Source organism: Nocardioides panaciterrulae (assembly GCF_013409645.1).
In the GTDB taxonomy this organism is placed as follows: Bacteria; Actinomycetota; Actinomycetes; order Propionibacteriales; family Nocardioidaceae; genus Nocardioides; species Nocardioides panaciterrulae.
On sequence record NZ_JACCBG010000001.1, the window covers coordinates 811,379 to 834,626 of the forward strand.

Below are 23,248 nucleotides of genomic sequence, written 5' to 3' on the forward strand. Positions count from 1 at the left end.
CGCCGGGTCGCGGCGCCGCCCTCAGGCGGGCCCGGGCTCGGAGACCTCGGCCTCCGCGCGGGTCCGGCGCCGGCGGCGGCAGTACTCCAGGCCGAACAGGCCGAGCCCGAAGCCGGCCAGACAGGTCCACAGCCACCACAGGTTCCCCGAGTCCTGCAGGCGGCCGTAGAACGGCAGCAGGGCGAGGAACCCGAGCAGCCAGAGGGCGGTCCCCACCTCGACCGTGCGCACCCCGTCGACGTCGAGCGGCTCGACGTCGGCCACGAAGTAGGTGCGGTTGCCGATCTCGTGCTGCCTCGGCTGCTCGTCGCGGAAGTCCACGCCGCCACGCTAGTCCACCGGCCGCCCCCGGGAGTGTCGCCGGGAGTGTCGTAGTCGGCGCGGCTCGGCTCTGCCACAATGTCCGCCCGTGAGCAACCAGCGCAGAGCTGCCAGCGAGACCCCGACCAGCAGCCGGCGTGCCGCCGGCGGCCTCGACGGTTTCTTCCGGATCTCCGAGCGTGGCTCGACCGTCGGGCGTGAGGTGCGCGGCGGCCTGGTCACCTTCTTCACGATGGCCTACATCATCGTGCTCAACCCGATCATCCTGTCGGGCGTCAAGGACGCGCACGGCGGGTTCCTGGGGGGCACGAGCGACAACTTCGCGATGATCGCGGCGGGCACCGCGCTGGTCGCGGGCGTCATGTCGATCGTCATGGGGTTGGTCGCGAACTTCCCCCTGTCGATCGCGACCGGCCTCGGCCTCAACGCCTTCGTCGCCTACTCCGTGGCGAGCCAGATGACCTGGGCCGACGCGATGGGCCTGGTGGTGATCGAGGGCCTGATCATCCTGGTGCTGGTCCTGACCGGCTTCCGGACGGCCGTCTTCCGCGCGGTGCCCGCCCAGCTGAAGGTCGCGATCTCGGTCGGCATCGGCCTGTTCATCGCGCTCATCGGCTTCGCCGACGCCGGCTTCGTCGGCACGGGTGCCGGTACGCCGGTCCAGCTCGGCGCCAACGGGACCCTGTCGGGCTGGCCGGTGTTCGTCTTCCTGATCGGGCTGGTCCTCGTGATCGCGCTGTGGGTGCTGCGGGTCAAGGGCGCGATCCTGATCTCGATCGTCGCCACCACGATCGTCGCGATCATCGTCGAGGCCATCGGTCACCAGGGCGTGAAGTCGGCGACGAACCTCGGCGGTTGGGGCCTCAACGTCCCCAAGCTGCCGAGCACCATCGTGAGCTCCCCGGACCTCGGCACGCTCGGCCACTTCGACCTGCTCGGCTCGTTCCAGTCCGCCGGCGTGGTCACGGCGGTGCTGCTGCTGTTCACGCTGGTCCTCGCCGACTTCTTCGACCTGCTCGGCACGATGACCGCGATCGGCGCGGAGGCCGGTCTGCTCGACGACGAGGGCATGCCCCCGCGGTCGCGGAACATCCTCGTGGTCGACGCGCTGGCCGCGAGTGCCGGTGGTGTGGGCGGCGTCTCGTCCAACACCGCGTTCATCGAGTCGGCGGCCGGCGTGGGGGAGGGGGCGCGCACGGGTCTCGCCCCGGTGGTCACCGGCGTGCTCTTCCTGCTGGCGATGCCGTTCGCGACGCTGGTCGACATCATCCCGAGCGAGGCCGCCGTGCCCGCCCTGGTGCTGGTCGGCTTCCTGATGATGCGGCAGGTCAAGGGCATCGACTGGGACGACATGGAGATCGCGATCCCGGCGTTCCTGACGATCGCGCTGATGCCGTTCACCTACTCGATCACCGTCGGCATCGGGGCCGGCTTCGTCAGCTACGCGCTGATCAAGTTCGTGCGCGGCAAGGCGGCGGAGGTGCACGCGCTGCTCTGGGTGATCGCCGCCCTGTTCGTCGTCTACTTCGCGATCCACCCGATCAGCGCCTGGCTGCACACCTGAGTTGAGTTGGGCCCCGCGCCCGCATGAGTTGGGCCCCGCGCCCGCATGAGTTGGGCCCCGCGCCCGCATGAGTTGGGCCCCGCGCCCGCATGAGTTGGGCCCCGTGCCGCCGCCCGGCGGCACGGGGCCCAACTCGTTCCGGCGGGGGGCCCAACTCAACGGAATAGTTAGCACAGGTAATGAGTTACGCTAACGACATGCCGACCGTGGAGAAGGTTTCGAGGACCGACGCCGGGCTCGCCGCCGAGCTCCGGCTGTCGGTCATGCGCCTGCGCCGGCGGCTCGCCAACGAGCGTCACCCCGGCAACGAGCTGAGCATGAACCAGATGGCCGTGCTCGGCTGCCTCTACCGCAACGGGGACCTGCCCATCGGTGAGCTCGCCGCCCAGGAGCGGGTGCAGCCGCCGAGCATGACCCGGACCGTCAACTGCCTCGAGGAGGACGGGTACGTCGCCCGCCGCCCCCACGAGACCGACCGGCGCCAGGTGCTGGTGACCCTCACCGACACCGGCCGCGAGACCCTCCTGGCCGACCGCGCCCGCCGCGACGCCTGGCTGGCCCGGCAGCTGCGCGACCTCGCGCCCGAGGAGCGTGCCGTGCTCCGGCAGGCCGCCCCGATCCTCGACCGCCTCGCCCAACGCGACTGACCTAAGGACCGATCGACACCCTTGAGCCCCACGTTCCGCGCCCTCGCCAACCCGAACTACCGCCGCTACCTCCTCGGGAGCGTGGTGTCGAACACCGGCACCTGGATGCAGCGGGTGGCGCAGGACTGGCTGGTGCTGGAGCTGTCCGGGCAGAGCGGTACGGCGATCGGCATCACCACCGGCCTGCAGTTCCTCCCGGTGCTGCTGCTCTCGCCGTACGCCGGCGTGATCGCCGACCGGATGCCCAAGCGGCGGCTGCTGCAGCTGACCCAGCTGGCGATGGCGGCGACCTCCCTGCTGCTCGGCGTGATCGCCGTGGCCGGGGTGGCCCAGACCTGGCACGTCTACGTGCTCGCCTTCGTCTTCGGCATCGGCTCGGCCTTCGACGCACCGGCCCGCCAGTCGTTCGTCTCCGAGATGGTCGGGCCCGACGACCTCACCAACGCGGTCGGCCTGAACTCCGCGACCTTCAACGTCGCCCGGATCGCGGGCCCCGGCCTCGCGGGGCTGATGATCGGTGCGCTCGGCGGGGGAGCGCGCGCGACCGGCTGGGTGATCCTGATCAACGCGCTGTCCTACGCCGCGGTGATCTACCAGCTGCGGCGGATGGACCCGGCCCTGCTGCACACCGCCGAGCTGCGCCCCCGGACGCCGGGGATGCTGATCGAGGGCGTGCGCTACGTCCGCAGCCAGCCCAAGATGGTGATGATCTTGATCATGGTGTTCTTCGCGGGCACCTTCGGCATGAACTTCCAGATCACCTCGGCGCTGATGGCCACCAAGGTGTTCGGCATGGGGGCCGGTGAGTTCGGCATCCTCGGCTCGGCGATGGCGGTCGGCTCGCTGGTCGGCGCGCTGCTGGCGGCCCGCCGCACCCGGATCCGGTTGCGGCTGCTCGTGCTCGCCGCCCTCGGCTTCGGCGTGGCCAACATCGTCGCCGGCCTGCTCCCGTCGTACCTCGCCTTCGCGGCCTTCGTGCCGCTGATCGGGCTGTGCACGCTGACCCTGCTCAACTCGGCCAACGCCACCATGCAGCTGGAGTCCGACCCGGCGCTGCGCGGGCGGGTGATGGCGCTCTACATGACCATCGTGATGGGTGGGACGCCGATCGGCTCGCCGATCATCGGCTGGATCGGGGAGCACGTCGGACCCCGCTGGACCCTGATCTCGGGGGGCGCGCTGACCATCGTCGGGGTGCTGCTCGCGGTCGCCGTACTAGCACACCTGCAGGGCGGGCTCCGCACCGTTTTGACCCGTGTTCGGCGACCGAGTAATCTCATTCCTCGTGTCTGGGACGACCAGACCGTTGCGCGTGCTCGGAAATAGCCCGCGTCCGAAGCCCCCCGGCTCGGCCGCGAGCGGCGCCAGCACTCATCCAACAGGCACAGGCAGGACAGGCAACATCATCGTGCCCGGCAAGGCGTCGGGTTCTGACTAGCGAAAAAGAAGGGGAACCACCCGGTGCCCACCATTCAGCAGCTGGTCCGCAAGGGCCGCCAGGACAAGGTGTCGAAGAACAAGACACCTGCCCTCAAGGGATCGCCGCAGCGCCGAGGCGTCTGCACGCGCGTCTACACCACCACCCCGAAGAAGCCGAACTCCGCCCTCCGCAAGGTCGCCCGTGTGCGCCTGAGCAGCGGCGTCGAGGTCACCGCTTACATCCCGGGTGTGGGCCACAACCTCCAGGAGCACTCGATCGTGCTCGTCCGCGGTGGCCGTGTGAAGGACCTTCCCGGTGTCCGTTACAAGATCATCCGCGGCACGCTCGACACCCAGGGCGTGAAGAACCGTAAGCAGGCTCGCAGCCGCTACGGCGCCAAGAAGGAGAAGAGCTGATATGCCGCGCAAGGGTCCCGCGCCGAAGCGCCCGATCGACATCGACCCCGTCTACGGCTCGCAGCTGGTCTCCCAGCTCGTCAGCAAGATCCTCCAGGACGGCAAGAAGCAGGTCGCGCAGCGCATCGTCTACAGCGCCCTCGAGGGCTGCCGGGAGAAGACCGGCACCGACCCGGTGCTGACGCTCAAGCGTGCTCTCGACAACGTCAAGCCGGCCATCGAGGTCAAGCCCCGCCGCGTCGGCGGCGCCACCTACCAGGTGCCGATCGAGGTCAAGGGCACGCGCGGCACCACGCTGGCGCTGCGCTGGCTGGTCGGCTACGCCCAGGACCGTCGCGAGAAGACCATGTCCGAGCGCCTGATGAACGAGATCCTCGATGCCTCCAACGGCCTCGGTGCGGCCGTGAAGCGTCGCGAGGACACCCACAAGATGGCCGAGTCCAACAAGGCCTTCTCCCACTACCGCTGGTGACCGTACGGCGGTGCCGGCCCGCCACCGCGGGCGGGCGCCGCCGGTCGCCAGACCATCAACACTTCCACCGAGGGGATCACGACTAACCGTGGCCGTCGACATCACCACTGACCTCAACAAGGTCCGCAACATCGGCATCATGGCGCACATCGATGCCGGTAAGACCACCACCACCGAGCGGATCCTGTTCTACACCGGCATCACCTACAAGATCGGTGAGGTCCACGAGGGCGCCGCCACGATGGACTGGATGGAGCAGGAGCAGGAGCGCGGCATCACCATCACCTCCGCCGCGACCACCTGCTGGTGGAAGGACCACCAGATCAACATCATCGACACCCCCGGCCACGTGGACTTCACCGCCGAGGTCGAGCGCTCGCTGCGCGTCCTCGACGGCTCCGTCGCGGTCTTCGACGGTGTCGCGGGTGTCGAGCCGCAGACCATGACCGTGTGGCGCCAGGCGAACAAGTACTCCGTGCCGCGGATGTGCTTCGTGAACAAGCTGGACCGCACCGGCGCGGACTTCTTCCGCTGCGTGGACATGATGATCGAGCGCCTCAACTCCACCCCGCTGGTCCTGCAGCTCCCGATCGGTGCCGAGTCCGACTTCCTCGGTGTCATCGACCTGGTCGGCATGCGCGCGCTGACCTGGCGCGGCGAGACCAAGATGGGCGAGGACTACGAGGTCGAGGAGATCCCCGCCGAGATGGCCGACCAGGCCGCCGAGTGGCGCGAGAAGTTCCTCGAGACCCTCTCCGAGGCCGACGACGCGATCATGGAGAAGTACCTCGAGGGCGAGGACCTCTCGGTCGCCGAGCTCGAGGCCGCGATCCGTCGCGCGACCCTGGCCGACAAGGTCAACCCGGTGCTGTGCGGCACCGCGTTCAAGAACAAGGGCGTCCAGCCCCTGCTCGACGCGGTCGTGAAGTACCTCCCCTCGCCGCTCGACGTCGACGGCATCAAGGGTCACGCGGTCAACAACGAGGACGAGGCGATCATCCGCAAGCCGTCCGACGACGAGCCGTTCTCCGGCCTGGCCTACAAGATCGCCTCGGACCCGCACCTCGGCAAGCTGATCTACGTCCGGGTCTACTCGGGCAAGCTCGAGGCGGGTTCGACCGTGCTCAACTCGGTCACCGGCCGCAAGGAGCGGATCGGCAAGGTCTACCAGATGCACGCCAACAAGCGTGAGGAGATCGCGTCGGTCGGCGCCGGCCAGATCGTGGCCGTGATGGGCCTGAAGGACACCAAGACCGGTCACACGCTGTGCGACCAGGCCAACCCGGTGGTCCTGGAGTCGATGACCTTCCCGGCCCCGGTGATCGAGGTCGCCATCGAGCCCAAGACCAAGAGCGACCAGGAGAAGCTCTCGATCGCGATCCAGCGGCTCTCCGACGAGGACCCGACCTTCACGGTCAAGACCGACGAGGAGACCGGCCAGACGATCATCGCCGGCATGGGCGAGCTCCACCTGGAGATCCTCGTCGACCGGATGAAGCGCGAGTTCCGCGTCGAAGCGACCGTCGGCAAGCCGCAGGTGGCCTACCGCGAGACCCTCCGCAAGGAGGTCACGAACCACAGCTACACCCACAAGAAGCAGACCGGTGGTTCGGGTCAGTTCGCGAAGGTCGTCGTCTCCCTCGGGCCGAACATCGACCCCGAGACCGGCGTCGGCGCGGGCTACGAGTTCGCGAACAACGTCAGCGGTGGTCGCGTGCCGCGCGAGTACATCCCGTCGGTCGACCAGGGTGGCCAGGAGGCCATGGAGTTCGGCATCCTCGCCGGCTTCCCGATGGTGGACGTGAAGTTCACCCTCGAGGACGGCGCCTACCACGACGTGGACTCCTCCGAGCTCGCGTTCAAGATCGCCGGCAACCAGGCCTTCAAGGAGGCCGCCCGCATGGCCAAGCCGGTGCTGCTCGAGCCGATGTTCGCCGTGGAGGTGACCACGCCGGAGAGCTTCCTCGGCACGGTCATCGGCGACATCAACAGCCGCCGCGGCCAGATCCAGGCCCAGGAGGAGCGTCACGGCGACATGGTCGTCAACGCCCTCGTGCCGCTGTCCGAGATGTTCGGGTACGTTGGCGACCTGAGGTCCAAGACCTCCGGCCAGGCTTCGTACTCGATGGAGTTCGACTCGTACGCCGAGGTTCCCACGAACATCGCCGACGAGATCATCAAGAAGGTCCGCGGCGAGTAGTCGCCCGTGACCCTCGGCACCACCCCTTTTCAGTACGAGTCAAGTACCAACACACCAGGAGGAGCCCACCGTGGCTAAGGCGAAGTTCGAGCGGACCAAGCCGCACGTCAACATCGGCACCATCGGTCACATCGACCACGGGAAGACGACGCTGACGGCAGCGATCACCAAGGTGCTGCACGACAAGTACCCGGAGCTGAACGCCGCCTCGGCGTTCGACGAGATCGACAAGGCCCCCGAGGAGCGTCAGCGCGGTATCACCATCTCGATCGCGCACGTCGAGTACCAGACGGAGAACCGTCACTACGCGCACGTCGACTGCCCGGGTCACGCCGACTACATCAAGAACATGATCACCGGCGCGGCCCAGATGGACGGCGCCATCCTGGTGGTGGCCGCGACCGACGGCCCGATGCCGCAGACCCGCGAGCACGTGCTGCTCGCCCGCCAGGTCGGCGTGCCGGCCCTGGTCGTGGCGCTCAACAAGTGCGACATGGTCGACGACGAGGAGCTCATCGAGCTCGTCGAGATGGAGGTGCGCGAGCTCCTCTCCGAGTACGAGTTCCCGGGCGACGACATCCCGGTCGTTCGCGTGGCCGCCTTCCCGGCGCTGCAGGGCGACGCCAAGTGGGGCGAGTCGATCCTCGAGCTCATGAACGCTGTCGACGAGGCGATCCCGACCCCGGACCGCGACACCGACAAGCCGTTCCTGATGCCGGTCGAGGACGTCTTCACGATCACCGGTCGTGGCACCGTGATCACCGGCCGCATCGAGCGCGGCATCGTCAAGGTGAACGAGGAGGTCGAGATCGTCGGCATCCGCGACAAGTCGCAGAAGTCGACGGTCACCGGCGTCGAGATGTTCCGCAAGCTCCTCGACGAGGGCCAGGCCGGTGAGAACGTCGGTCTGCTGCTCCGCGGCACCAAGCGCGAGGACGTCGAGCGCGGCATGGTCGTCGTGAAGCCGGGCACCACCACCCCGCACACCAACTTCGAGGCCTCGGTCTACATCCTCTCGAAGGAGGAGGGCGGCCGTCACACGCCGTTCTTCAACAACTACCGCCCGCAGTTCTACTTCCGGACGACGGACGTGACCGGCGTGGTGACCCTCCCCGAGGGCACCGAGATGGTCATGCCGGGCGACAACACGGAGATGGCGGTCGAGCTCATCCAGCCCATCGCCATGGACGAGGGCCTGCGGTTCGCGATCCGTGAGGGTGGCCGCACCGTCGGCGCCGGCCGGGTCACCAAGATCACCAAGTGATCCCCGCTGGTCGCTGACCAGCTGCTTTTCACCAGCACGGCCCCGGACCTCGGTCCGGGGCCGTGCTGCATGTCCGGTCACGGTTAGGGCCACGGCCATGGTCACGGGAGAATGACGCCGATGAACGACGCCCAGGGCGTGCGGCCCGCGCGCCCGCACCACAAGCTGACCGAGGACGGCCGCCGGATGCGGGAGGTGCTGTCCTACTCGCGTCGCGGGAACCGGTTCACCCCCCGCCAGCAGGCCGGCTGGGACGCCCACCACGAGGCGTGGGTGGTGCCCGACGAGGCGGTCGACCGGCCCGGGTTCGCCTGGCGCGACTGGTTCGGCCGCGAGGCCCCGCTGGTCGTCGAGATCGGCTCGGGGATCGGTGAGGCCACCGCGGCGTTGGCCGCCGCCCGCCCGTCGTACGACGTGCTCGCCTTCGAGGTCTGGCGGCCAGGGGTGGCCGACGCCCTCGGCCGGGTGGGGGAGGCCGGGGCCACCAACGTCCGGTTCTGCTCGGTCGACGCGGTCTGGTCGATGGAGCACCTGGTCGCTCCCGGCAGCCTCGCCGAGCTGTGGACGTTCTTCCCGGACCCGTGGCACAAGACGCGCCACCACAAGCGCCGGCTGGTCACGCCCGAGTTCGCGGCCCTCGCCGCCTCGCGCCTGGCCCCGGGAGCCTGCTGGCGGCTGGCGACCGACTGGGCCGACTACGCCCGGCAGATGGTCGAGGTGCTCGACGCCGAGCCCGCCCTCCGCGGCGGCGTCGTGGAACGCTGGGCGGACCGTCCGGTGACCCGGTTCGAGCGCAAGGGCCTCACCGCCGGCCGCGCCATCACCGACCTGCGCTACACCCGCGTCTGAGCGGTGAGCCGCCCGGACCTCGAGCCGGGTCTCCCGTGGGCAGGTCCGGCGGGAGGCCCAACTCAACCCGGTGGGAGGCCCAACTCGACCCGGCGGGGGGCCCAACTCAACGTGGGGGTTCGGCGATTCTCTGGACCCCGTCCGCGCGCGACGGGTAGGTTCGCGCCGCACCGTGAGCCGCGCGCTCCCCGAGGGGGAGCGGGGGCCCGGCGGTCCGTGAGAGGGAGGCCCCGATGAGCGAGAAGTCCGAGCTGGAGAACAGGCTCGCCGCGCTCCCGATCTTCGCGGGGCTGTCCCGGCGCCAGCTCGGCAAGCTGGTCGACCAGTCCAAGCGGGTGCCGCACCCGGCCGGCCGGGAGGTGGCCACCGAGGGGGAGGGCGCGCTCGCGCTGCACCTGATCCTGTCGGGCAAGGCTGAGGTGACGCGGCACGGCAAGGCGGTGCGCACCCTCGGTGAGGGCGACTACTTCGGCGAGATCAGCATGATCGACGGCCGCCGCCGCTCCGCGACGGTCACCGCGAGCACCGAGCTGACCACGCTGGCGGTGCCGCACGCGGTGTTCGAGAGGCTGCTGCGCGATGACGCCGGCTTCGCCCTCGAGCTGCTCAAGGTGCTCTGCGGTCGCCTCCGCGAGTCCGAGCCGGCCTGACCCGACACCGCCCAGGGCCTGGTCCTGGGTCGGCCGGACACGGGACCAGACGCGGGGCCAGACGCGGGCCCCGACGGGGGGTGAGACCCCGCCTGAGTCGTCCCCGGCGGACTCGATTTGGCGCTGTCCGGGATCTCTGCCAAGATAGTCCGGTTGCTCCGGCGGGTTGCCGGGGTGCGGCCACAACACCTTGATTCCTGAATCGCGTCTCCCTTTCGAGATCGTCTTCCGGTGCCTGGCGTGCGGTCGCACCGGTCTCGCAGTGATGCGAGAAGGAGACCCGGTTCAGCCCGACGAACCCGTCGGGCGCCACCAAACAACACAGCGAGACCCCGGTCTTGTGTCGCGCTCAGTCCAGGCGACACGCCCGACCGCGGGGGTCGGTGAAGCGGGTGGTGGAGCAGGGCGGCAGGGCCTCACCCGGGGCCTGGTCGAGAAACCAAGGCACGCGGTTCCGGCTCGCAAGGGCTGGTACGAGATGACTAAGGACGAGAGAGACCTATGGCGGGACAGAAGATCCGCATCAGGCTCAAGGCCTATGACCACGAGGTGATCGACACCTCGGCGCGCAAGATCGTGGACACCGTCACCCGTACGGGTGCCAAGGTCGCCGGCCCCGTGCCGCTGCCGACCGAGAAGAACGTGTACTGCGTCATCCGCTCGCCCCACAAGTACAAGGACTCCCGCGAGCACTTCGAGATGCGCACCCACAAGCGCCTCATCGACATCATCGACCCCACGCCGAAGACCGTCGACTCGCTGATGCGGCTCGACCTTCCCGCCGGTGTCGACATCGAGATCAAGCTCTGAGGTCTGACGAGATGACTTTCGAACGCAACGTGAAGGGCCTGCTGGGCACCAAGCTCGGCATGACCCAGGTGTGGGACGACAACAACCGCATCGTCCCCGTGACCGTGATCGACGCGCGCACCAACGTGGTCACCCAGGTCCGCCAGCCCACCACCGACGGCTACAACGCCGTCCAGGTCGGCTTCGGCGAGATCGACGGCCGCAAGGTCAACAAGCCGCGCGCCGGACACTTCGCCAAGGCCGGCACCACCGTGCGCCGGCACCTGGTGGAGATCCGCACCGCTGACGCCTCGGCCTACGAGGTCGGCCAGGAGCTGGCCGTCGACACCTTCGCCGCCGGCGACGAGATCGACGTGACCGGCACCAGCAAGGGCAAGGGCTTCGCCGGAACGATGAAGCGTCACGGCTTCTCCGGCGTGTCCGCCTCGCACGGTGCCCACCGCAACCACCGCAAGCCCGGTTCGATCGGCGCCTGCGCCACGCCGGGCCGTGTCTTCAAGGGTGTGCGGATGGCCGGGCGCATGGGTGCCGACACCGTCACCACCCAGAACGTCACCGTCCACGCGGTCGACGCCGACAAGGGCCTGATCCTGCTCAAGGGCGCCGTTCCCGGCCCCAAGGGTGGTCTCGTGGTCCTGCGCTCGGCCGCCAAGAAGATCCAGGAGGCGTGAGCATGGCCACCGATAACGCAGCCAAGGTCGGGACCGTCAAGGTCGACCTGCCCGCCGAGATCTTCGACGTGGCGGTCAACGTCCCGCTGATCCACCAGGTCGTGGTCGCCCAGCAGGCGGCTGCCCGCCAGGGCACGCACTCCACCAAGACCCGCGGCGAGGTCCGCGGCGGTGGCAAGAAGCCCTACAAGCAGAAGGGGACCGGCCGCGCGCGCCAGGGCTCGACCCGCGCGCCGCAGTTCGCCGGCGGTGGCACCGTCCACGGCCCGCAGCCCCGCAGCTACGACCAGCGCACGCCCAAGAAGATGAAGGCCGCCGCTCTGCGTGGCGCCCTCTCCGACCGGGCCCGCAACGACCGCATCCACGTCGTGGACTCGCTCGTCTCCGGTGACAAGCCGTCGACGAAGGCCGCCCTCGCCGCACTGACCGGCCTCTCGGAGCGCTCGCGCTTCCTGCTGGTCCTCGAGCGCACCGACTCCCTCACCTGGCTGTCGCTGCGCAACGCGCCCGAGGTTCACATCGTGGCCGTCGACCAGCTCAACACCTACGACGTGCTGGCGTCCGACGACGTCGTCTTCACCCAGGGCGCGTACGACGCGTTCGTGAACGGCACCGCGTCGGCGAAGGAGGCTGACAAGTGAGCACCCTGCACAAGGACCACCGCGACGTGCTGATCGCGCCGGTCGTGTCCGAGAAGAGCTACGGCCTGCTCGACGCGAACAAGTACACGTTCATCGTGCGCCCGGACGCCAACAAGACCGAGATCAAGATCGCGGTCGAGAAGGTGTTCAACGTCAAGGTCACCTCGGTCAACACGATCAACCGTCAGGGCAAGACGCGTCGGACGCGCAACGGCTTGGGCAAGCGCTCGAACACCAAGCGCGCGATCGTCAGCCTCGCCGAGGGCCACCGCATCGACATCTTCGGCAGCTCCGTCTCCTGACCGGGCCTGGACAAGAGGACTGAGAAATGGCTATCCGCAAGTACAAGCCGACCACCCCGGGTCGCCGGGGTTCGTCGGTCGCCGACTTCGTCGAGGTGACCCGGACCACGCCGGAGAAGTCGCTGACGCGTCCGCTGCCCAAGAAGGGCGGCCGCAACAACCAGGGCCGGATCACCACCCGGCACCAGGGTGGCGGTCACAAGCGCGCCTACCGCATCATCGACTTCCGTCGCTACGACAAGGACGGCGTCCCGGCGAAGGTCGCGCACATCGAGTACGACCCGAACCGCACCGCGCGCATCGCGCTGCTGCACTACGCCGACGGCGAGAAGCGCTACATCATCGCGCCTCGGGACCTGGCGCAGGGCGTGGCGGTGGAGTCGGGCCCGACGGCCGACATCAAGCCGGGCAACAACCTCCCGCTGCGCAACATCCCGGTCGGTACGACGATCCACTGCGTGGAGCTGCGTCCCGGTGGCGGTGCGAAGATCGCCCGCTCCGCCGGCATGAGCGCCCAGCTGGTGGCCCGCGAGGGCTCCCGCGCCACGCTGCGCATGCCCTCGGGCGAGATGCGCTTCGTCGACGTGCGCTGCCGCGCGACGGTCGGCGAGGTCGGCAACGCCGAGCAGTCGAACATCAACTGGGGCAAGGCCGGCCGCATGCGCTGGAAGGGCAAGCGCCCGACCGTCCGCGGCGTCGTCATGAACCCGGTCGACCACCCGCACGGTGGTGGTGAGGGCAAGACCTCCGGTGGTCGCCACCCGGTCTCCCCCTGGGGCAAGCCCGAGGGCCGCACGCGCAAGCGCAAGGCCTCCGACTCCCAGATCATCCGTCGCCGCAAGACCGGCAAGAAGCGCTGAGTAGGGAAGTAACGAGATGCCTCGCAGCCTGAAGAAGGGCCCCTTCGTCGACGGCCACCTGATGAAGAAGGTGGACGCGGAGAACGACAAGGGCAGCCACAACGTCATCAAGACGTGGTCGCGCCGCTCGATGATCGTGCCGGCCATGATCGGCCACACGATCGCCGTGCACGACGGCCGTAAGCACGTTCCCGTGTTCGTCACCGACTCGATGGTCGGTCACAAGCTCGGCGAGTTTGCCCCCACCCGCACCTACCGCGGGCACGTGAAGGAAGACCGGAAGGGCCGCCGCCGCTGAGGCGGTGGACCCATAAGGAAACTGGAGAAACGAGCTAATGAGCGTTACCGAGCGTAGGCGCGTCAGCGCCCGCCGCGAGTCGCTGCTCGGCGACCAGCCGGGAGCCTTCGCGAGCGCCCGCTTCGTGCGGATCTCGCCGATGAAGGCCCGTCGCGTCGTCGACATGGTCCGCGGCCTTCCCGTCGACGATGCGCTGGCCCTGCTGCAGTTCGCGCCGCAGGCCGCCTCGGAGACCGTCTACAAGGTGCTGGAGAGTGCCGTCGCCAACGCCGAGACCACCGAGAGTCTCGACCGCGGTGACCTGGTCGTCAGCGTCGGCCGTGTGGACGAGGGGCCGACGATGAAGCGCTGGCGTCCGCGTGCGCAGGGCCGCGCCACGCGGATCAACAAGCGCACGAGCCACATCACGCTGGCGGTCCAGCCGGCCGACGTGGTCGCCGACAGCAAGAAGGGCGGTTCCAAGTAATGGGCCAGAAGATCAACCCGAACGGCTTCCGCCTCGGCATCTCGACGGACCACAAGTCCCGTTGGTACGCCGACAAGCTGTACAAGTCATACGTCGGCGAGGACGTCGCGATCCGCAAGCTGCTCTCCAAGGGCATGGAGCGGGCCGGCATCGCCAAGGTCGAGATCGAGCGCACCCGTGACCGCGTGCGGGTGGACATCCACACCGCGCGTCCGGGCATCGTCATCGGTCGCCGTGGCGCCGAGGCCGACCGCATCCGCGGCGAGCTGGAGAAGCTCACCGGCAAGCAGGTGCAGCTGAACATCCTCGAGGTCAAGCAGCCCGAGATCGACGCGCAGCTGGTCGCCCAGGGCGTCGCCGAGCAGCTCGCCGGCCGCGTGCAGTTCCGTCGCGCCATGCGCAAGGCGATGCAGACCTCGATGCGTTCCGGTGCCAAGGGCATCCGGATCCAGTGCTCGGGCCGCCTCAACGGCGCCGAGATGTCGCGCACCGAGTTCTACCGCGAGGGCCGCGTCCCGCTGCACACGCTGCGTGCCGACATCGACTACGGCTTCTACGAGGCCAAGACGACCTTCGGCCGGATCGGCGTGAAGGTCTGGATCTACAAGGGCGAGGTCTCCGGGTCGCGCGCCGAGCGCCAGGCCCAGGCCGCTGCCCGCGCCGGCGTCCCCGGTCGCGGCGGCCGTCCGACGCGCGGTGGGGACCGTCCGTCCCGTGGCACCCGCGGCGACCGCCCGTCCCGCTCGGACCGCGCTGCTGACGCGCCCGCGACCGAGGCTCCGGCCCAGGCCGCGGCGCCCGCCACCACCGACGCACCCCAGGAGGGCTGACCGTCATGCTGATGCCCCGTCGTGTCAAGCACCGCAAGCAGCACCACCCCAAGCGGACCGGTGCGGCCAAGGGTGGCACGAAGCTCGCCTTCGGCGACTTCGGCATCCAGGCGGTCGAGAGCCACTACGTGACCAACCGCCAGATCGAGTCGGCGCGTATCGCGATGACCCGTCACATCAAGCGTGGTGGCAAGGTGTGGATCAACATCTACCCCGACCGCCCGCTGACCAAGAAGCCCGCCGAGACCCGGATGGGTTCCGGTAAGGGCTCCCCGGAGTGGTGGGTCGCGAACGTCAAGGCCGGCCGCGTCATGTTCGAACTGTCCGGCGTTTCGGAGGAGATCGCTCGCGAGGCCATGCGCCGCGCGATGCACAAGCTCCCGATGAAGTGCCGCTTCGTCTCCCGTGAGGCAGGTGAATTCTGATGGCTACGACTGCTCACGAGCTCGACGAGATGACCGACATCGACCTCGAGGCGAAGCTGCGCGAGGCCAAGGAGGAGCTCTTCAACCTCCGCTTCCAGGCGGCCACCGGCCAGCTGGAGAGCCACGGCCGGCTCCGCACGGTCAAGAAGGACATCGCCCGGATCTACACCGTGGTGCGCGAGCGCGAGCTCGGCATCCGGACCGCGCCGGGCTCCAGCAACGAGGATGGTGCCGCATGAGCGAGCAGACCAGCGAGAACAAGGTCGAGCGCAGCGCTCGCAAGGTCCGCGAGGGCCTGGTCGTCAGCGACAAGATGGACAAGACCGTGGTCGTGTCCGTCGAGGACCGCGTCAAGCACGCGCTGTACGGCAAGGTCCTGCGCCGGACCAGCAAGCTCAAGGCGCACGACGAGCAGAACGAGTGCGGCGTCGGCGACCGCGTCCTCCTCATGGAGACCCGGCCGCTGTCCGCCACCAAGCGGTGGCGCGTCGTGCAGATCCTCGAGAAGGCGAAGTAGTCCCTCTCGCCTTCCGGCGAGGACAATCCCATCCAGTTCGGCCAGGCTCGCCGTCCCTGAGGCGGCGAGAACCAGCTCGACAACCAGGAGAAACTGATGATCCAGCAGGAGTCGCGACTCAAGGTCGCCGACAACACCGGTGCGAAGGAGATCCTCTGCATCCGTGTTCTCGGTGGCTCGGGTCGACGCTACGCCGGTATCGGCGACGTGATCGTGGCCACCGTCAAGGACGCGATCCCCGGCGGCAACGTGAAGAAGGGTGACGTCGTCAAGGCCGTCATCGTGCGCACCGTCAAGGAGCGTCGTCGTCCCGACGGTTCCTACATCCGCTTCGACGAGAACGCCGCCGTCATCCTCAAGAACGACGGCGAGCCGCGAGGCACCCGCATCTTCGGCCCCGTGGGCCGTGAGCTGCGCGAGAAGAAGTTCATGCGCATCGTCTCGCTTGCGCCGGAGGTGCTCTGACATGGCGAAGAAGAACTCTGTGAACATCAAGAAGGGCGACACCGTCAAGGTCATCGCCGGCAAGGACAAGGGTGCCGAGGGCAAGGTCATCTCGGTGCTCCGCGAGGAGCACCGGGTGATCGTCGAGGGCGTCAACCGGATCAAGCGTCACACCAAGGTCGTGAACCAGGGTGGGAACGCCGGGACGACCGGCGGGATCATCACCGCCGAGGCCCCGATCCACGTCTCGAACGTGATGCTCGTCGAGGGTGACGGCGTGACCCGGATCGGCTTCCGCCGTGACGAGGTCACCAAGCGCCGCCCGGACGGCTCGACGTACACCACGACGCGCAGCGTCCGTATCTCGCGCAAGACCGGCAAGGAAATCTGATGACTGAGACCGCACAGCCCCAGGCCTCGGCGACCACCACGCCGCGGCTGAAGACGCGCTACCGCGAGGAGATCCTCCCCGCGCTGCAGTCCGAGTTCGACATCAAGAACGTCATGCAGGTCCCCGGCCTGGTCAAGATCGTCGTCAACATGGGCGTCGGCGAGGCGGCCCGCGACTCGAAGCTGATCGAGGGCGCCGTCCGCGACCTGACCGCGATCACCGGCCAGAAGCCGCTGGTGACCAAGGCCCGCAAGTCCATCGCGCAGTTCAAGCTGCGCGAGGGCATGCCGATCGGTGCGCACACCACGCTGCGCGGCGACCGGATGTGGGAGTTCCTGGACCGCCTGCTGTCGCTCGCGCTGCCGCGCATCCGCGACTTCCGTGGATTGAACCCGAACCAGTTCGACGGCCGTGGCAACTACACGTTCGGCCTCACCGAGCAGGTCATGTTCCACGAGATCAACCAGGACAGGATCGACCGGTCGCGCGGCATGGACATCACGGTCGTGACCACGGCCACCACCGACGACCAGGGTCGTGCGCTGCTCAAGCAGCTCGGCTTCCCCTTCAAGGAGAACTGACATGGCGAAGACCGCTCTGAAGGTCAAGGCCGCCCGCAAGCCCAAGTTCGCGGTCCGGGGCTACACGCGCTGCCAGCGCTGCGGCCGGCCCAAGGCCGTCTACCGCAAGTTCGGCCTGTGCCGCATCTGCCTCCGGGAGATGGCGCACCGCGGCGAGCTGCCCGGCGTCACCAAGTCCTCCTGGTAATCACCTCACCCACGTTGAAGGTCGCGTCGCCTGCCAGCAATGAGCACGGTCGAGGCGAAACCACGACGAGAAAGAACCCATCATGACGATGACTGACCCGATCGCAGACATGCTCACCCGTCTGCGCAACGCCAACCAGGCGTACCACGACGCTGTCTCGATGCCCTACAGCAAGCTCAAGCAGGGGGTCGCCGAGATCCTCAAGCAGGAGGGCTACATCACCTCGTTCGAGGTGAAGGAGCCGGCCGAGGGCGAGGTCGGCAAGACGCTGACCATCACGCTGAAGTACGGCCGCAACCGGGAGCGCTCCATCGCGGGCGTGCGCCGGATCAGCAAGCCCGGCCTCCGGGTCTACGCCAAGCACACGGGTCTCCCGAAGGTGCTCGGCGGCCTGGGCGTGGCGATCATCTCGACCAGCCAGGGCCTGCTGACCGACCGCCAGGCCAACCAGAAGGGCGTGGGTGGGGAAGTCCTCGCCTACGTCTGGTGACGACGAGAACTCGCGAAGGAGAGTAAAAGCATGTCGCGCATTGGCAAGCTGCCCATCGCGGTCCCGTCGGGTGTCGACGTCGCGATCGACGACGCGCTGGTGACGGTCAAGGGCCCCAAGGGCACCCTGTCCCACACCGTGGCGAGGCCGATCGCCGTCCAGAGGTCCGAGGACGGCACGCTGGCGGTCACGCGCCCCAACGACGAGCGGGAGAGCCGCTCGCTGCACGGGCTGACCCGCACCCTGATCAACAACATGGTCGTGGGCGTGACCGAGGGCTACGAGAAGAAGCTCGAGATCGTGGGCGTGGGTTACCGCGTCCTGTCCAAGGGCCCGACCCAGCTGGAGTTCCAGCTCGGTTACTCCCACTCGATCACGTTCGACGCCCCCGAGGGCATCACGTTCACCGTCGACGGCCCGACCAGGCTCGGTGTCCAGGGCATCGACAAGCAGTTGGTCGGCGAGGTCGCTGCGAAGATCCGCAAGCTTCGCAAGCCCGAGCCCTACAAGGGCAAGGGCGTTCGCTACGCGGGTGAGCACATCCGCCGCAAGGTCGGAAAGGCTGGTAAGTGACGATGGCGATCTCGCTCAAGAACCGCAAGCACACGGCGGGCCGCGTGAAGTCGCGCCTGCGCCGACAGGCTCGTGGCCGCAAGAGGGTCGCCGGCACCGCCGAGCGCCCGCGCCTGGTGGTCACCCGCTCCTCGAAGCACATGACCGTGCAGGTCGTGGACGACCTGGTCGGCAAGACGCTGGCGTCGGCCTCGACGATGGAGGCCGACCTGCGTGTCCTCGACGGCGACAAGACCGCCAAGGCCAAGCGCGTCGGCGAGCTCGTCGCCGAGCGGGCGAAGGCGGCCGGTGTGGACGGCGTGGTCTTCGACCGCGCCGGCAACAAGTACCACGGTCGCGTCGCGGCCCTGGCCGACGGCGCCCGTGAGGGCGGCCTGACGTTCTGATCGCAACACAGGCAACAGAGAGAAGAGGAAGAGTCTCATGAGCGGAGCCCAGCGCGGACAGCGCGGTGGCGAGCGCCGTGGTGGACGCGACGACCGTCGCGGCCAGGGTGCTGACAAGACCGCCTACATCGAGCGCGTCGTTGCGATCAACCGTGTCGCCAAGGTCGTGAAGGGTGGTCGTCGCTTCAGCTTCACCGCCCTCGTGGTCGTCGGTGACGGTGACGGTCTCGTCGGCGTCGGCTACGGCAAGGCGAAGGAAGTTCCGGCGGCGATCGCCAAGGGTGTCGAGGAGGCGAAGAAGAACTTCTTCCGCGTCCCCCGCATCCAGGGCACCATCCCGCACCCCGTCCAGGGCGAGAAGGCCGCCGGCGTGGTCATGCTGCGCCCGGCCGCGCCCGGTACCGGTGTCATCGCCGGTGGGCCGGTCCGTGCGGTGCTGGAGTGCGCCGGCATCCACGACATCCTGAGCAAGTCGCTCGGGTCGTCGAACCAGATCAACATCGTGCACGCGACCGTCGAGGCGCTGCGGATGCTGGAGCAGCCGGAGAGCGTGGCCGCACGTCGTGGGCTGCCCGTCGAGGACGTCGCCCCCGCCGCGCTGCTCAAGGCGCGCGTCGAGGTCCCGGCCGGGGTCTCCGAGGAGGTCTCGTCCTGATGGCACAGCTCAAGGTCCAGCAGAAGAAGTCCACGATCGGCTGCAAGGCCAACCAGCGCGAGACCCTGCGCACGCTCGGTCTCAAGCGGATCGGCGACGTGGTCGTCAAGGAGGACCGCCCGGAGATCCGGGGCATGGTCCAGACCGTCCGTCACCTCGTGACGGTCGAGGAGGTCGACTGAGATGACGCTGAAGCTTCATCACCTGCGCCCGGCCCCCGGGGCCAAGACCGCCAAGACCCGTGTGGGTCGTGGTGAGGGCTCCAAGGGCAAGACCGCCGGTCGCGGCACCAAGGGCACCAAGGCCCGCTACCAGGTCCCGGCCGCCTTCGAGGGTGGCCAGATGCCGCTGCACATGCGGCTGCCGAAGCTCAAGGGCTTCAAGAACCCCTTCAAGGTCGAGTTCCAGGTCGTCAACCTGGACAAGCTGGGCGACCTGTTCCCCGAGGGTGGCACCGTCACCGTCGAGGACCTGGTCGCGAAGGGCGCCGTGCGCGACAGCCTGCCGGTCAAGGTCCTCGGCCAGGGTGACCTGTCGGTGGCCGTCCAGGTGAGCGCGAACGCGTTCTCCGGCTCGGCCAAGGAGAAGATCGAGGCCGCGGGCGGCACCACCACGGTGGTCTGAGACCCGCTCGTACGAAGCGCTGGGGCGCGGAAGGTTCCGTTCGGAACCGGCCGCGCCCCGACGCACAACTAGGACCCGCGTGACGCCTGTTAGGGTTGCGCGGGCCCTCGACCCGGTGGTCGAGCCGTCGAGTTCCGAGGCCCGTACCCCGCTCGGAGAAAGAGGATCCAGTGCTAGGCGCGTTCGCGAACGCTTTCCGAACCCCGGACCTGCGGCGCAAGCTGCTGTTCGTCCTGATGATCATCGCGATCTTCCGGCTCGGATCCCAGATCCCGACCCCCGGCGTGAACGTCGGCAACGTGCAGAGCTGCATCGCCGACGTCGGCAACTCCGGCGTCTACAGCCTGATCAACCTGTTCTCCGGGGGCGCGCTGCTCCAGCTGACGGTGTTCGCGCTGGGGATCATGCCCTACATCACCGCCAGCATCATCCTCCAGCTGCTCGTCGTGGTCATCCCACGACTCGAGGCGCTGAAGAAGGAGGGGCAGCAGGGGCAGACCAAGATCACGCAGTACACCCGCTACCTCACCCTGGGGCTGGCGCTGCTGCAGGCCACCGGCATCGTGGCGCTGGCCCGGTCCGGCCGGCTGCTGAACGGCTGCACCAAGCCGCTGCTGCACAGCAACGGCACCGAGACCTTCCTGGTCATGGTCGTCACCATGACCGCGGGCACCGCGGTGATCATGTGGCTCGGTGAGCAGATCACCGAGCGCGGCATCGGCAACGGCATGTCGATCCTGATCTTCACCCAGGTCGTCTCCCGCTTCCCGACCTCGCTGTGGGCGGTCGGCAAGGAGAAGGGCTGGTGGGTCTTCGGCGTCGTGGTCGTGATCGGCCTGCTGATCATCGCGGCGGTCATCTTCATCGAACAGGCGCAGCGGCGGATCCCGGTGCAGTACGCCCGCCGGATGGTCGGGCGCAAGATGTTCGGCGGCAGCTCGACCTACATCCCGCTGAAGGTGAACCAGGCCGGCGTCATCCCGGTCATCTTCGCCTCGTCGCTGCTCTATCTGCCCGCGATGGCGGCCCAGTTCAACCAGGACAGCACCTCGGGCTGGGTCGGCTTCATCAACACCTACCTGGTCAAGGGCGACCACCCGCTCTACATGTTGATGTTCTTCCTGCTGATCGTCTTCTTCACCTACTTCTACGTCTCGATCACCTTCGATCCCGCGGAGGTCGCCGACAACATGAAGAAGTACGGCGGGTTCATCCCCGGGATCCGCGCCGGCAAGCCGACCGAGGACTACCTGTCCTACGTGCTCTCGCGCATCACCGCCCCCGGCGCGCTCTACCTCGGCATCGTCGCGCTGATCCCGCTGATCGCGTTCGTGTTCATCAACGCGAACCAGAACTTCCCCTTCGGCGGCACCTCGATCCTGATCATGGTCGGCGTCGCGCTCGACACCGTGAAGCAGATCGAGAGCCAGCTCCAGCAGCGCAACTACGAAGGCTTCCTGCGGTAGCCGTCTCTGCCCGGCTGTGCCGTCGGTCTCAAGCGGTGGCGGGCGGAGCGGCGGGGCGAGACGATGCCACCAGCATCGAGACAAGACCAGAACGCCGGCAGGCGCCCGCGGGGGAACCCGTTCGGCACGGAGAAGGAGACACCTCGACGATGCGACTGATCTTGATGGGCCCGCCCGGCGCGGGGAAGGGCACGCAGGCGAAGTTCGTCGCGGAGCACTTCGGCATCCCGGCGATCTCGACCGGGGACATCTTCCGGGCGAACGTCTCGGAGGGCACCGAGCTCGGCCTCGAGGCGAAGCGCTACATGGACGCCGGGGAGTACGTCCCCGATGAGGTCACCAACCACATGGTGCGCAACCGCATCGACGAGCAGGACGCAGAGCCCGGCTTCCTGCTCGACGGCTACCCCCGCACCCTGGCCCAGGTCGAAGAGCTCGACGGCATGATCCGGTTCACCGGTCACCGCCTCGACTCCGTCGTCGTGCTGACCGTCGACGAGGACGAGATCGTCGCCCGGCTGCTCCAGCGCGCCCAGGTCGAGGGTCGCGCCGACGACACCGAGGACGTGATCCGGCGCCGGCAGGAGATCTACGCCGAGCAGACCGAGCCGCTCATCGGGGTCTACCGCGACCGGGGCATCCTCGTCGAGGTCGACGGCATGGGCGAGGTCTCCGACGTGACCCAGCGCATCTTCGACGCGCTGGACCAGATCGCCCAGAGCTGAGGGGCGGGTCGAGCCGATGGGCTTCCGCGACCGCGGGGTCGAGATCAAGACCCCCGAGCAGATCGAGGGCATGCGCGCCGCCGGGCTGGTGGTCGGCAGGACCCTGGAGCTGTTGCGGGCCTCGGTCCGCCCCGGCATCACCACCGGGGAGCTCGACGCGATCGCCGAGGACCACATCCGCAGCAGCGGGGCGACCCCGTCCTTCAAGGGCTACCACGGCTTCCCGGGCTCGATCTGCGCCTCGGTCAACGACGAGGTCGTGCACGGGATCCCGGGGGAGCGGGTGCTCGCGGAGGGCGACGTCGTCTCGATCGACTGCGGCGCGATCACGCTCGACGACTCCGGGCAGGGCTGGCACGGCGACGCCGCCATCACGGTCGCGGTCGGGACCGTGCCCGCCGAGGTCACCGAGCTGATGCGGGTGACCGAGGAGGCCATGTGGCGCGGGATCGCGGCCGCCCGCCTCGGCGGCCGGGTCACCGACATCTCGCACGCGGTGGAGTCCCACGTCCGCTCGCAGGGCGACTACGGCATCCTCGAGGACTACGTCGGGCACGGCATCGGCTCGGCCATGCACCAGCCGCCGAACGTCCCGAACTACGGTCGCCCGGGGCGGGGACCCAAGCTGGTCCGGGGCCTGGCGCTGGCCGTCGAGCCGATGATCACGCTTGGCTCCAAGGAGACCGTGGTGCTCGACGACGACTGGACCGTGCTCTCCGAGGACGGCTCCTGGTCCGCGCACTTCGAGCACACCTTCACGCTCACGCCGGCGGGCGCGTGGGTGCTGACCGCCCTCGACGGTGGCGAGGAGATGCTCGGCCGGCTCGGCGTGCCGTACGGCGGCGCCTGAGCAACCCAGCGCCCCGGGCGTGCCCGAGGCCGGTGGCCGAGCCCGGTGCTGGCCGCCGCCGGGAGCGGGGGTTTGCCCCGCCATGGGAGGATGGCCACGTAGGAGGGGAGTATTCCCGTCACGGTGGTGTCGTCAGTACGGCCCGGGCTCGCCCGGACCCGGTGCCACCGGCTCGCCCGTCGAGCGGAAGAGACCTCCGGAGAACCGACCTGTCGGCGCCGCGGCGCCGCTGACTCCGGAAGAGAGCCGTCTC

Annotated in this window: 33 protein-coding genes and 1 pseudogene; 33 read left to right on the top strand and 1 reads right to left on the bottom strand. The window is 68.7% G+C overall.

Annotated elements, in window-relative coordinates; all coding sequences use genetic code 11:
• Nucleotides 1–21 precede the first annotated feature (21 nt).
• Nucleotides 22–321, bottom strand: a complete 300-nt coding sequence (locus BJZ21_RS03795; RefSeq protein WP_343051945.1) for a DUF2530 domain-containing protein — start codon at nucleotides 319–321, stop codon at nucleotides 22–24.
• Between the two features lie 88 nt (nucleotides 322–409).
• On the opposite strand from BJZ21_RS03795, the gene BJZ21_RS03800 reads away from it, so the two are divergent.
• From BJZ21_RS03800 to map, 33 genes and pseudogenes are all read left to right on the top strand, one after another.
• A complete protein-coding gene (locus tag BJZ21_RS03800) occupies nucleotides 410–1,885 on the top strand; it encodes an NCS2 family permease (RefSeq protein WP_343051946.1) in 1,476 nt (491 codons plus the stop codon).
• Nucleotides 1,886–2,082: 197 nt separating this feature from the next.
• A complete protein-coding gene (locus tag BJZ21_RS03805; RefSeq protein WP_246298446.1) occupies nucleotides 2,083–2,532 on the top strand; it encodes a MarR family winged helix-turn-helix transcriptional regulator in 450 nt (149 codons plus the stop codon).
• A 21-nt stretch (nucleotides 2,533–2,553) separates the two neighbouring features.
• Nucleotides 2,554–3,858: an MFS transporter gene (locus tag BJZ21_RS03810; protein ID WP_179662536.1), complete on the top strand. Its 1,305-nt coding sequence runs from the start codon at nucleotides 2,554–2,556 to the stop codon at nucleotides 3,856–3,858.
• Nucleotides 3,859–3,993: 135 nt separating this feature from the next.
• Entirely contained in the window at nucleotides 3,994–4,368 is a 375-nt protein-coding gene (rpsL, locus tag BJZ21_RS03815; RefSeq protein WP_011757353.1) for a 30S ribosomal protein S12, read from the top strand.
• Between the two features lies 1 nt (nucleotide 4,369).
• Nucleotides 4,370–4,840, top strand: a complete 471-nt coding sequence (gene rpsG, locus BJZ21_RS03820) for a 30S ribosomal protein S7 (RefSeq protein WP_179662537.1) — start codon at nucleotides 4,370–4,372, stop codon at nucleotides 4,838–4,840.
• An 88-nt stretch (nucleotides 4,841–4,928) separates the two neighbouring features.
• Nucleotides 4,929–7,040 (top strand): elongation factor G, encoded by a 2,112-nt coding sequence (gene fusA / locus BJZ21_RS03825; protein WP_179662538.1) that lies wholly within the window; start codon nucleotides 4,929–4,931, stop codon nucleotides 7,038–7,040.
• Nucleotides 7,041–7,110: 70 nt separating this feature from the next.
• Entirely contained in the window at nucleotides 7,111–8,304 is a 1,194-nt protein-coding gene (tuf, locus tag BJZ21_RS03830) for an elongation factor Tu (RefSeq protein WP_179662539.1), read from the top strand.
• A 120-nt stretch (nucleotides 8,305–8,424) separates the two neighbouring features.
• Entirely contained in the window at nucleotides 8,425–9,153 is a 729-nt protein-coding gene (gene trmB, locus BJZ21_RS03835; protein ID WP_179662540.1) for a tRNA (guanosine(46)-N7)-methyltransferase TrmB, read from the top strand.
• 233 nt (nucleotides 9,154–9,386) lie between these two features.
• Nucleotides 9,387–9,803 (top strand): cyclic nucleotide-binding domain-containing protein, encoded by a 417-nt coding sequence (locus tag BJZ21_RS03840; RefSeq protein ID WP_179662541.1) that lies wholly within the window; start codon nucleotides 9,387–9,389, stop codon nucleotides 9,801–9,803.
• 501 nt (nucleotides 9,804–10,304) lie between these two features.
• Nucleotides 10,305–10,613, top strand: a complete 309-nt coding sequence (gene rpsJ, locus BJZ21_RS03845; protein WP_008360994.1) for a 30S ribosomal protein S10 — start codon at nucleotides 10,305–10,307, stop codon at nucleotides 10,611–10,613.
• Between the two features lie 11 nt (nucleotides 10,614–10,624).
• On the top strand, nucleotides 10,625–11,284 hold the full coding sequence (gene rplC, locus BJZ21_RS03850) for a 50S ribosomal protein L3 (RefSeq protein ID WP_179662542.1): 660 nt from the start codon (nucleotides 10,625–10,627) through the stop codon (nucleotides 11,282–11,284).
• A gap of 2 nt (nucleotides 11,285–11,286) precedes the next feature.
• Nucleotides 11,287–11,916: pseudogene (rplD, locus tag BJZ21_RS03855) on the top strand (50S ribosomal protein L4, sunset domain variant); the annotation flags it as partial.
• A gap of 5 nt (nucleotides 11,917–11,921) precedes the next feature.
• Nucleotides 11,922–12,227 carry a 50S ribosomal protein L23 gene (rplW, locus tag BJZ21_RS03860; RefSeq protein WP_179662544.1) on the top strand — a complete coding sequence of 102 codons (306 nt, stop codon included), beginning with the start codon at nucleotides 11,922–11,924 and terminating at the stop codon, nucleotides 12,225–12,227.
• Nucleotides 12,228–12,253: 26 nt separating this feature from the next.
• Nucleotides 12,254–13,087, top strand: a complete 834-nt coding sequence (gene rplB / locus BJZ21_RS03865; RefSeq protein WP_179662545.1) for a 50S ribosomal protein L2 — start codon at nucleotides 12,254–12,256, stop codon at nucleotides 13,085–13,087.
• Between the two features lie 16 nt (nucleotides 13,088–13,103).
• Nucleotides 13,104–13,385 (top strand): 30S ribosomal protein S19, encoded by a 282-nt coding sequence (rpsS, locus tag BJZ21_RS03870; protein ID WP_101525247.1) that lies wholly within the window; start codon nucleotides 13,104–13,106, stop codon nucleotides 13,383–13,385.
• Nucleotides 13,386–13,422: 37 nt separating this feature from the next.
• Nucleotides 13,423–13,851: a 50S ribosomal protein L22 gene (gene rplV, locus BJZ21_RS03875; protein WP_179662546.1), complete on the top strand. Its 429-nt coding sequence runs from the start codon at nucleotides 13,423–13,425 to the stop codon at nucleotides 13,849–13,851.
• On the top strand, nucleotides 13,851–14,681 hold the full coding sequence (rpsC, locus tag BJZ21_RS03880) for a 30S ribosomal protein S3 (protein WP_179662547.1): 831 nt from the start codon (nucleotides 13,851–13,853) through the stop codon (nucleotides 14,679–14,681). Before rplV ends, rpsC begins: the two co-directional genes overlap by 1 nt.
• A 5-nt stretch (nucleotides 14,682–14,686) precedes the next feature.
• Nucleotides 14,687–15,106 (top strand): 50S ribosomal protein L16, encoded by a 420-nt coding sequence (gene rplP / locus BJZ21_RS03885; RefSeq protein ID WP_179662548.1) that lies wholly within the window; start codon nucleotides 14,687–14,689, stop codon nucleotides 15,104–15,106.
• Nucleotides 15,106–15,345 (top strand): 50S ribosomal protein L29, encoded by a 240-nt coding sequence (rpmC, locus tag BJZ21_RS03890; protein WP_179662549.1) that lies wholly within the window; start codon nucleotides 15,106–15,108, stop codon nucleotides 15,343–15,345. Before rplP ends, rpmC begins: the two co-directional genes overlap by 1 nt.
• Nucleotides 15,342–15,623 (top strand): 30S ribosomal protein S17, encoded by a 282-nt coding sequence (gene rpsQ / locus BJZ21_RS03895; protein WP_179662550.1) that lies wholly within the window; start codon nucleotides 15,342–15,344, stop codon nucleotides 15,621–15,623. The genes rpmC and rpsQ overlap by 4 nt, the downstream gene beginning before the upstream one ends.
• 96 nt (nucleotides 15,624–15,719) lie before the next feature.
• Nucleotides 15,720–16,088, top strand: coding sequence for a 50S ribosomal protein L14 (rplN, locus tag BJZ21_RS03900; RefSeq protein ID WP_179662551.1), 369 nt, complete (start codon nucleotides 15,720–15,722; stop codon nucleotides 16,086–16,088).
• Between the two features lies 1 nt (nucleotide 16,089).
• Nucleotides 16,090–16,458: a 50S ribosomal protein L24 gene (gene rplX / locus BJZ21_RS03905; protein ID WP_218851283.1), complete on the top strand. Its 369-nt coding sequence runs from the start codon at nucleotides 16,090–16,092 to the stop codon at nucleotides 16,456–16,458.
• Entirely contained in the window at nucleotides 16,458–17,039 is a 582-nt protein-coding gene (gene rplE, locus BJZ21_RS03910) for a 50S ribosomal protein L5 (protein WP_179662552.1), read from the top strand. The genes rplX and rplE overlap by 1 nt, the downstream gene beginning before the upstream one ends.
• 1 nt (nucleotide 17,040) lies before the next feature.
• Nucleotides 17,041–17,226: a type Z 30S ribosomal protein S14 gene (locus BJZ21_RS03915; RefSeq protein ID WP_011757321.1), complete on the top strand. Its 186-nt coding sequence runs from the start codon at nucleotides 17,041–17,043 to the stop codon at nucleotides 17,224–17,226.
• A gap of 82 nt (nucleotides 17,227–17,308) precedes the next feature.
• Nucleotides 17,309–17,716: a 30S ribosomal protein S8 gene (gene rpsH / locus BJZ21_RS03920; protein ID WP_179662553.1), complete on the top strand. Its 408-nt coding sequence runs from the start codon at nucleotides 17,309–17,311 to the stop codon at nucleotides 17,714–17,716.
• A 30-nt stretch (nucleotides 17,717–17,746) separates the two neighbouring features.
• Nucleotides 17,747–18,289 (top strand): 50S ribosomal protein L6, encoded by a 543-nt coding sequence (gene rplF / locus BJZ21_RS03925; protein WP_179662554.1) that lies wholly within the window; start codon nucleotides 17,747–17,749, stop codon nucleotides 18,287–18,289.
• Nucleotides 18,290–18,291: 2 nt separating this feature from the next.
• The gene (gene rplR / locus BJZ21_RS03930) at nucleotides 18,292–18,675 is read left to right on the top strand and encodes a 50S ribosomal protein L18 (RefSeq protein WP_179665499.1); all 384 of its coding nucleotides are present in this window, start codon (nucleotides 18,292–18,294) and stop codon (nucleotides 18,673–18,675) included.
• A gap of 37 nt (nucleotides 18,676–18,712) precedes the next feature.
• Nucleotides 18,713–19,330, top strand: a complete 618-nt coding sequence (gene rpsE, locus BJZ21_RS03935; RefSeq protein ID WP_179662555.1) for a 30S ribosomal protein S5 — start codon at nucleotides 18,713–18,715, stop codon at nucleotides 19,328–19,330.
• A complete protein-coding gene (rpmD, locus tag BJZ21_RS03940) occupies nucleotides 19,330–19,512 on the top strand; it encodes a 50S ribosomal protein L30 (protein WP_135079075.1) in 183 nt (60 codons plus the stop codon). Before rpsE ends, rpmD begins: the two co-directional genes overlap by 1 nt.
• A 1-nt stretch (nucleotide 19,513) precedes the next feature.
• On the top strand, nucleotides 19,514–19,954 hold the full coding sequence (gene rplO / locus BJZ21_RS03945; protein WP_179662556.1) for a 50S ribosomal protein L15: 441 nt from the start codon (nucleotides 19,514–19,516) through the stop codon (nucleotides 19,952–19,954).
• Between the two features lie 170 nt (nucleotides 19,955–20,124).
• Complete coding sequence (gene secY, locus BJZ21_RS03950) at nucleotides 20,125–21,420, top strand: preprotein translocase subunit SecY (RefSeq protein WP_179662557.1); 1,296 nt, start codon at nucleotides 20,125–20,127, stop codon at nucleotides 21,418–21,420.
• A gap of 149 nt (nucleotides 21,421–21,569) precedes the next feature.
• Entirely contained in the window at nucleotides 21,570–22,145 is a 576-nt protein-coding gene (locus BJZ21_RS03955) for an adenylate kinase (protein ID WP_179662558.1), read from the top strand.
• A 16-nt stretch (nucleotides 22,146–22,161) separates the two neighbouring features.
• Nucleotides 22,162–22,995 (top strand): type I methionyl aminopeptidase, encoded by an 834-nt coding sequence (gene map, locus BJZ21_RS03960; RefSeq protein WP_179662559.1) that lies wholly within the window; start codon nucleotides 22,162–22,164, stop codon nucleotides 22,993–22,995.
• The last annotated feature ends 253 nt before the right edge of the window (nucleotides 22,996–23,248 follow it).

What these genes read in the sequence shown, in the direction of transcription:
- BJZ21_RS03805 (WP_246298446.1), top strand. Translation starts at nt 2,083, where the DNA reads ATGCCGACCGTGGAGAAGGTTTCGAGGACCGACGCCGGGCTCGCCGCC.
- rpsG (WP_179662537.1), top strand. Translation starts at nt 4,370, where the DNA reads ATGCCGCGCAAGGGTCCCGCGCCGAAGCGCCCGATCGACATCGACCCC.
- trmB (WP_179662540.1), top strand. Translation starts at nt 8,425, where the DNA reads ATGAACGACGCCCAGGGCGTGCGGCCCGCGCGCCCGCACCACAAGCTG.
- BJZ21_RS03840 (WP_179662541.1), top strand. Translation starts at nt 9,387, where the DNA reads ATGAGCGAGAAGTCCGAGCTGGAGAACAGGCTCGCCGCGCTCCCGATC.
- rpsJ (WP_008360994.1), top strand. Translation starts at nt 10,305, where the DNA reads ATGGCGGGACAGAAGATCCGCATCAGGCTCAAGGCCTATGACCACGAG.
- rplC (WP_179662542.1), top strand. Translation starts at nt 10,625, where the DNA reads ATGACTTTCGAACGCAACGTGAAGGGCCTGCTGGGCACCAAGCTCGGC.
- rplB (WP_179662545.1), top strand. Translation starts at nt 12,254, where the DNA reads ATGGCTATCCGCAAGTACAAGCCGACCACCCCGGGTCGCCGGGGTTCG.
- rpsS (WP_101525247.1), top strand. Translation starts at nt 13,104, where the DNA reads ATGCCTCGCAGCCTGAAGAAGGGCCCCTTCGTCGACGGCCACCTGATG.
- rplV (WP_179662546.1), top strand. Translation starts at nt 13,423, where the DNA reads ATGAGCGTTACCGAGCGTAGGCGCGTCAGCGCCCGCCGCGAGTCGCTG.
- rpsC (WP_179662547.1), top strand. Translation starts at nt 13,851, where the DNA reads ATGGGCCAGAAGATCAACCCGAACGGCTTCCGCCTCGGCATCTCGACG.
- rplP (WP_179662548.1), top strand. Translation starts at nt 14,687, where the DNA reads ATGCTGATGCCCCGTCGTGTCAAGCACCGCAAGCAGCACCACCCCAAG.
- rpmC (WP_179662549.1), top strand. Translation starts at nt 15,106, where the DNA reads ATGGCTACGACTGCTCACGAGCTCGACGAGATGACCGACATCGACCTC.
- rpsQ (WP_179662550.1), top strand. Translation starts at nt 15,342, where the DNA reads ATGAGCGAGCAGACCAGCGAGAACAAGGTCGAGCGCAGCGCTCGCAAG.
- rplN (WP_179662551.1), top strand. Translation starts at nt 15,720, where the DNA reads ATGATCCAGCAGGAGTCGCGACTCAAGGTCGCCGACAACACCGGTGCG.
- rplX (WP_218851283.1), top strand. Translation starts at nt 16,090, where the DNA reads ATGGCGAAGAAGAACTCTGTGAACATCAAGAAGGGCGACACCGTCAAG.
- rplE (WP_179662552.1), top strand. Translation starts at nt 16,458, where the DNA reads ATGACTGAGACCGCACAGCCCCAGGCCTCGGCGACCACCACGCCGCGG.
- BJZ21_RS03915 (WP_011757321.1), top strand. Translation starts at nt 17,041, where the DNA reads ATGGCGAAGACCGCTCTGAAGGTCAAGGCCGCCCGCAAGCCCAAGTTC.
- rpsH (WP_179662553.1), top strand. Translation starts at nt 17,309, where the DNA reads ATGACGATGACTGACCCGATCGCAGACATGCTCACCCGTCTGCGCAAC.
- rplF (WP_179662554.1), top strand. Translation starts at nt 17,747, where the DNA reads ATGTCGCGCATTGGCAAGCTGCCCATCGCGGTCCCGTCGGGTGTCGAC.
- rplR (WP_179665499.1), top strand. Translation starts at nt 18,292, where the DNA reads ATGGCGATCTCGCTCAAGAACCGCAAGCACACGGCGGGCCGCGTGAAG.
- rpsE (WP_179662555.1), top strand. Translation starts at nt 18,713, where the DNA reads ATGAGCGGAGCCCAGCGCGGACAGCGCGGTGGCGAGCGCCGTGGTGGA.
- rpmD (WP_135079075.1), top strand. Translation starts at nt 19,330, where the DNA reads ATGGCACAGCTCAAGGTCCAGCAGAAGAAGTCCACGATCGGCTGCAAG.
- rplO (WP_179662556.1), top strand. Translation starts at nt 19,514, where the DNA reads ATGACGCTGAAGCTTCATCACCTGCGCCCGGCCCCCGGGGCCAAGACC.
- BJZ21_RS03955 (WP_179662558.1), top strand. Translation starts at nt 21,570, where the DNA reads ATGCGACTGATCTTGATGGGCCCGCCCGGCGCGGGGAAGGGCACGCAG.
- map (WP_179662559.1), top strand. Translation starts at nt 22,162, where the DNA reads ATGGGCTTCCGCGACCGCGGGGTCGAGATCAAGACCCCCGAGCAGATC.